Annotated in this window: 5 protein-coding genes; 2 read left to right on the top strand and 3 right to left on the bottom strand. The window is 60.9% G+C overall.

Features of this window, described 5'->3' with window-relative positions; all coding sequences use genetic code 11:
* Nucleotides 1-141 precede the first annotated feature (141 nt).
* The 3 genes from RYB09_RS04235 to rpmE form a co-directional block, all read right to left on the bottom strand.
* Nucleotides 142-1,410: a malic enzyme-like NAD(P)-binding protein gene (locus RYB09_RS04235; RefSeq protein ID WP_002551650.1), complete on the bottom strand. Its 1,269-nt coding sequence runs from the start codon at nt 1,408-1,410 to the stop codon at nt 142-144.
* Between the two features lie 183 nt (nt 1,411-1,593).
* Nucleotides 1,594-2,397: a thermonuclease family protein gene (locus RYB09_RS04230; RefSeq protein ID WP_058402825.1), complete on the bottom strand. Its 804-nt coding sequence runs from the start codon at nt 2,395-2,397 to the stop codon at nt 1,594-1,596.
* 13 nt (nt 2,398-2,410) lie between these two features.
* The gene (rpmE, locus tag RYB09_RS04225) at nt 2,411-2,632 is read right to left on the bottom strand and encodes a 50S ribosomal protein L31 (RefSeq protein WP_002551648.1); all 222 of its coding nucleotides are present in this window, start codon (nt 2,630-2,632) and stop codon (nt 2,411-2,413) included.
* A 169-nt stretch (nt 2,633-2,801) separates the two neighbouring features.
* Here rpmE and RYB09_RS04220 point away from each other — a divergent pair, with 169 nt between their 5' ends.
* Both RYB09_RS04220 and argS read left to right on the top strand, forming a co-directional pair.
* On the top strand, nt 2,802-5,021 hold the full coding sequence (locus RYB09_RS04220) for a primosomal protein N' (protein WP_316887577.1): 2,220 nt from the start codon (nt 2,802-2,804) through the stop codon (nt 5,019-5,021).
* 97 nt (nt 5,022-5,118) lie between these two features.
* Nucleotides 5,119-6,855: an arginine--tRNA ligase gene (gene argS, locus RYB09_RS04215; protein WP_316887576.1), complete on the top strand. Its 1,737-nt coding sequence runs from the start codon at nt 5,119-5,121 to the stop codon at nt 6,853-6,855.

Below are 6,855 nucleotides of genomic sequence, written 5' to 3'. Positions count from 1 at the left end.
TGATTCAGCGGTGCCGCGCAGATTTGTGACGCAGAGCGTCACCCAAGGCATGCCCACGCTGGAGCGTGAGGAACGATGATCTCAATTCCAGGCATAAAAAAACCCCTGCATCGCTGCAGGGGTTTTTTATTGCGTCAAGGATCAGCCCTTGAACACATCATCCACGCTGGTCAGCGGGTAGTGCTTCGGATACGGCAGGGTGGCAACACCGCTCTCGATGGCTGCCTTGGCAACTGCGTCGGCGATCAGGCCCAGCAGGCGGGTGTCCATTGGTTTCGGGATGATGTACTCACGACCGAATTCCAGTTTGATACCGCCGTAGGCATCGCTGACTTCCTGAGGAACAGGCAGTTTGGCCAGTTCGCGCAGGGCGTTGGCTGCAGCGATCTTCATTTCTTCGTTGATACGCTTGGCGCGAACGTCCAGAGCACCACGGAAGATGAAAGGGAAGCCCAAAACGTTGTTGACCTGGTTCGGGTAGTCCGAACGGCCGGTCGCCATGATCACATCGCTACGGGTGGCGTGAGCCAGCTCCGGGGAGATTTCCGGGTCCGGGTTCGAGCAGGCGAACACGATCGGGTCCTTGGCCATCAGCTTGAGGTTTTCAGCGCTCAGCAGGTTAGGACCTGACAGGCCCACGAACACGTCAGCACCATCCAGTGCGTCGGTCAGCGAGCGCTTCTCGGTCGCGTGAGCGAACACAGCCTTGTACTGGTTCAGGTCGGTACGGCCAGAGTGAATGACACCGGTACGGTCAACCATGAAGATGTTTTCGATCTTCGCGCCCATGCTCACCAGCAGCTTCATGCAGGAGATGGCTGCAGCGCCAGCGCCCAGGCAGACGATCTTCGCGGAATCGAGGGTTTTACCGACAATTTCCAATGCGTTGATCATACCGGCAGCAGTCACGATAGCGGTGCCGTGCTGGTCATCGTGGAAAACCGGGATGTCGCACTGTTCGATCAGCGCTTTCTCGATTTCAAAGCACTCAGGCGCCTTGATGTCTTCCAGGTTGATGCCACCGAAGGTGATGGAGATACGCTTTACGGTGTCGATGAACGCTTGCGGGCTTTCGGAATCGACTTCGATATCGAAAACGTCGATACCGGCGAAGCGCTTGAACAGAACCCCTTTACCTTCCATGACCGGTTTGGAGGCCAATGGGCCCAGATCGCCGAGGCCGAGAATCGCGGTGCCATCGGAAATAACTGCTACCAGGTTGCCTTTGCCGGTGTACTTGTAAGCCAGCTCGGGGTCACGGGCAATTTCACGCACGGGTTCAGCAACGCCAGGGCTGTAGGCCAGAGCCAGGTCACGAGCGGTTGCAGTCGGCTTGGTGAGTTCGACGCTCAGCTTCCCCGGACGAGGATTGGCATGGTATTCGAGCGCGGCAGTTTTCAAATCTGACATGTATTGGATTCCGCTTTTTTTACTGTGGGACAGACGGACCGCCGAGGATACGCAAGATGCATAGTCCTAACAAGACTGACCAGTCACTGCTGTCAATAGGCACAGGATTAGACTTTACGCTTAGATACCTGAAACGTGAACACACGGTCACCCATCGCCAGACAACTGGCCAGAAGGCAGTTTCTAGCGACCTGAAGGGCTCAGCATCGCAGGGTGGGTCAGTGGCAGCAGCCAGCGTGCCTGCCCTGATTTCAGAGCACCGCGCCGGGACCGATCGACCACCCAGCCGCGCGCCTCGACTTGCTGGCCCTTGAGGCGTTCCAGCATGGCCGTGTCGAATGAGTTCACGTTAGCCGGGGCAACGCGCAGGACCAGCGAGCCTGGCAACTCGATCCAGATACCGCCGCGATTGCGCTGCACGCTTTTGACCTGACCGGACACTATCGCAAAGCCGCTTTTGCTCAGCCTGGTCGAGGGCTGAACCGGCGAGTCGCGCCACACACCCAATTGCGCCTGCCGCGCTGCACGTTCGGCAACTTGCTGGCAATCGACCAGCGCAACGTTGGGCGCAACGGCCACCAGATACCCCAACCCTTCGCTGAGCAACTGCGCCTCAAGGTTTGCACCCTTGCGATCGTAAACGTTGGCCAGAGTCCGACCGTAATGGTCCTTGCCCTGCTGGCCGACACGCAAACCGACCTGACCGCCGCTTTCATCCACCAGCGCCTGCAAGCGTCTTTTCGCAACCTCGGCAAACGGCTCGGCAGACTGGCCTTTCTTGCCGGTTTCAGGCGTGTTGAGCCCGATCATCCGCACGCTGCGGCCATCGCTCAGGCGCAGCGTGTCGCCATCGACCACGCGCTGCACCTGCGCAACCGGCAACGAGGCAGGTGTCGGGCAGAAGGCCTGCGCGCCGGACACCCAAATCGCGGGCATAAAAAAGACGCCCACAAGGAGCGCCTTTTCAAGCAGCCTGGAGATGCCCATGGGGCAGCCAGTCTTACTTCGCTTTGGTAGCGCCGAACGCACCGAAACGGGATTTGAACTTGTCGACACGGCCGCCAACGTCAAGCGTCTTCTGCTTGCCGGTGTAGAACGGGTGGCACTCGTTGCACACGTCCAGGCTCAGCGGAGCGGCCAGGGTGGAACGGGTCTTGATGACATTGCCGCAGCTGCAGGTCGCGTCAATGGCTTCGTAAACTGGATGGATATCAGCTTTCATCGGTACTTCCTCGGTCTAACGCGCCGCCATCCAACACTATTGTTGAATACCGCACGGAAATAGGCTGCGGATAGTACCAGACAATTGCAACGACGCAAGCGAACCTTCACACCGGTCGTCTGCTAAGATCGCGCCTCCGTCATCACTCATCATCACAGGGAAACACCGCGTGCCCGACGCCATCCTGCGCCTTGCCCTGCCCTCGCCGCTTCGCCGCCTGTTCGACTACCGCGCTCCTGCGGGCGTGTCGCGCAGCGCCTTGCAGCCGGGCATGCGTCTGCGGGTGCCGTTCGGGCGACGGGAAATGATCGGCATTCTGGTGGAAGTGGTCGATCACAGCGAAGTGCCTGCCGACAAGCTCAAACCGGCCATTGCCCTGCTCGACAGCGAAGCGCCATTGCCGCCCGCGCTGTTCAAGCTGTGTCTGTGGACCTCGCAGTATTATCAGCACAGCCTGGGCGACACGCTGAGCTGGGCCTTGCCGGTGCTGTTGCGTCAGGGCGAACTGGCCGAAAGTCGCCAGGAACGCTTCTGGCACGTTGCACCGGGCGCCAGCGTCGGCGACCCGCGCATCGCGCGAGCGCCCAAGCAACGCGAAGCGCTGACCACCCTCGCCCAGCATCCGCATGGCGTGGCGCATCAGTTGCTGAGCAAGCTGATGCTTAATAAAGACAGCCTCAACCTGCTGCTGGCCAAGGAGCTGGTGTATGTCGAGGTTCGCAGCCACGCACCCAGCGCACGCCATGAACACTGGCTGGCCCAGCCTGAACTGCCGCTCAACACCGAGCAGCGCGCTGCTTACGAAGCGATCCGTGCCGGGTTCGACAGTTTTCATGCGTTTTTGCTGGCTGGCGTCACCGGCAGCGGCAAGACTGAAGTCTATCTGCAACTGATCCGCGAAACGCTTGAGGCCGGCAAACAGGCGCTGGTGCTGATTCCGGAAATCAACCTGGGACCACAAACCCTGGCGCGTTTCGAACAGCGCTTCAATGCCCGCATCGCGCTGCTGCATTCGGCAGTCAACGACCGCGAACGACTGGATGCCTGGCTGGCGGCTCGCGATGGCGAAGCCGACATTATTATCGGCACGCGCTCGGCACTGTTCACGCCGATGAAGAACCCCGGCCTGATCATCATCGACGAAGAACACGACGGCTCCTATAAACAGCAGGAAGGTCTGCGCTACCACGCCCGCGACCTGGCACTGGTGCGAGCCCGTCAGGAAAACATCCCGATTGTCCTCGGCTCGGCCACGCCTTCGCTGGAAAGCCTGCACAACGCCTACACCGGACGCTACGGCCTGCTACGCCTGAACCAGCGCGCAGGCGGTGCGCAACAGCCGCGTTTCATGCGCCTGGACGTCAAGAGCAGGCCACTGGACAGCGGCATTTCCGGCCCCATGCAACAGGCCATCGGCCAGACGCTCGCGGCAGGTCAGCAGGTGCTGGTCTTCCTTAACCGTCGCGGCTTCGCACCCACCTTGCTGTGCCACGACTGCGGCTGGATGTCTGGCTGCCAGCGCTGTGATGCGCGCATGACCGTGCACCAGCGCTCGGGCGAGCTGCGCTGCCATCACTGCGGGTATGTCGAACGTGTACCGCGCCAGTGTCCGTCCTGCGGCAAGGTGGATTTGCGCCCGGTCGGCGCGGGCACCGAACGTGCCGAAGAGCGCCTGGCGATTCTGTTTCCGGACTACCCCGTGCTGCGCGTGGATCGCGACAGCACCTCGCGCAAGGACGCCATGAATCAGTTATTCGCGACCATCCAGCGCGGCCAGCCGTGCATTTTGGTGGGTACGCAAATGCTCGCCAAAGGGCATCACTTCCCACGGGTAACGCTGGTGTCGATTCTGGATGCCGACGGCGGGCTGTTTTCCGGTGACTTCCGAGCCAGCGAGCGCATGGCGCAGTTGATCGTGCAGGTTGCAGGGCGTGCCGGCCGCGCCGAAGAGCCGGGCAAGGTGATCATCCAGACTCATCTGGCCGAACACCCGCTGCTGATCCAGCTGACCGAGCAGGGTTATTTCGCCTTTGCCGAGCAGGCCTTGAGCGAGCGCCGCTCGGCTGGTTTGCCACCGTTTTCGCACCTCGCCCTGCTGCGCGCCGAAGCACACAAGCCGGGGCAGGCCGAAGCCTTTCTCGATCAGGCCTGCAGTGACGCCGAGCAACTGGTTGCGCAAATGGGCCTGGGCGGCATCGAGCTGCTGGGCCCGGTTCCGGCACCAATGGAACGCCGCGCCGGGCGTTATCGTGCGCAACTGCTGGTGCAGTCCAGCGCACGCGCGCCACTGCACAAATTACTTGCCACCTGGTTGCTCGCGCTGGAGCAAATGCCCAGCGGACGACAGGTCAGATGGTCGCTGGATGTGGACCCGGTGGATCTTTATTAAGTCACGCCGTTGGCAAGCAGGCTTGAGCAACGGATAATGCGGAGTTTTTCCACCCGCGCATCGAAGCGCCACCGCGCTTGCGGTCGAAGAGAGCACAATGAAAGACACCATTCGCCAGCTGATTCAACAAGCCCTGACCCGTCTCGTCACCGAGGGCGTCTTGCCAGAAGGGCTGACGCCGGCGATCCAGGTGGAAAACGCCCGTGACAAGACTCACGGCGATTTCGCCAGCAATATCGCGATGATGCTCGCCAAGCCTGCCGGCATGAAACCGCGCGATCTGGCTGAAAAACTGATCGCCGCCCTGCCTGCCGACGAGCAGGTCAGCAAGGTCGAAATTGCCGGTCCGGGCTTCCTGAACTTCTTCCAGAACACTGCCGCACTGGCTTCGCGCCTCGACGCAGCCTTGGCCGACCCGCAGTTGTCGGTACGCAAGGCGGGTGCCGGGCAGCGTGTGGTGGTCGACCTTTCGGCACCCAACCTGGCCAAGGAAATGCACGTTGGCCATTTGCGCTCGACCATTATTGGCGACGGCGTGGCGAACGTTCTGACGTTTTTGGGCGACACAGTCATTCGCCAGAACCATGTGGGCGACTGGGGCACCCAGTTCGGCATGCTGCTGGCCTATCTGCAGGAAAAGCCAGCGACCAGCGACGAGCTGTCCGACCTGGAAAACTTCTACCGCGCCGCCAAGCAGCGCTTTGATGAATCCGAAGAGTTCGCCGAGCGGGCGCGTGGCCTGGTGGTCAAGTTGCAGGCAGGCGATGCCGAGTGTCTGGCCCTGTGGACACGCTTCAAGGACATCTCGCTGTCGCACTGCCAGGAAACCTACGAACGCCTCAACGTCAAGCTGACCCCTGCAGACGTGATGGGCGAAAGTGCCTACAACGATGACCTGGCCAATGTGGTCAACGACCTGAAAGCCACTGGCCTGCTGGTCGAGAGTAACGGCGCGCAATGTGTGTTCCTCGAAGAATTCCGCACCGCCGATGACACGCCTCTGCCGGTGATCGTGCAGAAGGCCGGTGGCGGCTACCTGTACGCCACCACCGATCTGGCCGCCATCCGCTACCGCAGCAAGGTGCTCAAGGCCGACCGCGTGCTGTATTTCGTCGACCAGCGTCAGGCCCTGCACTTCCAGCAAGTGTTCGAAGTCGCTCGCCGCGCCGGTTTCGTCCACGACGGCATGCAGCTGGAACACATGGGTTTCGGCACCATGAACGGCGCCGATGGCCGCCCGTTCAAGACCCGCGACGGCGGCACGGTCAAACTCATCGACCTGCTCGATGAAGCCGAAGAACGTGCCTACACGCTGGTGAAGGAAAAGAACCCGGAAGTCGCCGAGGCCGAGCTGCGCAGTATCGCCAAGGCCGTGGGCATCAGCGCGGTGAAATACGCTGACCTGTCCAAGCACCGCGCCAGCGATTACAGCTTCAACTTCGATCAGATGCTGAGCTTCGAAGGCAATACCGCGCCTTATCTGCTCTACGCCTACACCCGTGTGGCCGGTGTATTCCGCAAGCTGGGCACGCCGTTCGACGCCAGCAAGGGGCAGATTGTCCTGAACGCGTCGCAAGAGCTGGAACTGGCTGCACGTCTGGCGCAGTTCACTGAAACACTGAATAACGTCGCAGAAAAAGGCACACCGCACGTACTTTGTGCTTACCTGTATGACCTTGCGGGTCTGTTTTCGAGCTTTTACGAAAACTGCCCGATCCTTGGTGCGGAAAATCCCGATCAGCAGCAAAGCCGTCTGCGTCTGGCTGCCCTGACCGGCCGCACCCTCAAGCAAGGCCTGGACCTGTTGGGTCTGGAAACTCTGGAGCGTATGTAA

Origin of the sequence: Pseudomonas syringae group sp. J254-4, assembly GCF_032586855.1 — a bacterium.
Taxonomy (GTDB): Bacteria; Pseudomonadota; Gammaproteobacteria; order Pseudomonadales; family Pseudomonadaceae; genus Aquipseudomonas; species Aquipseudomonas amygdali.
Note: the sequence above shows the minus strand (reverse complement) of the source record. Positions and strands in the feature narration are given on the sequence as shown.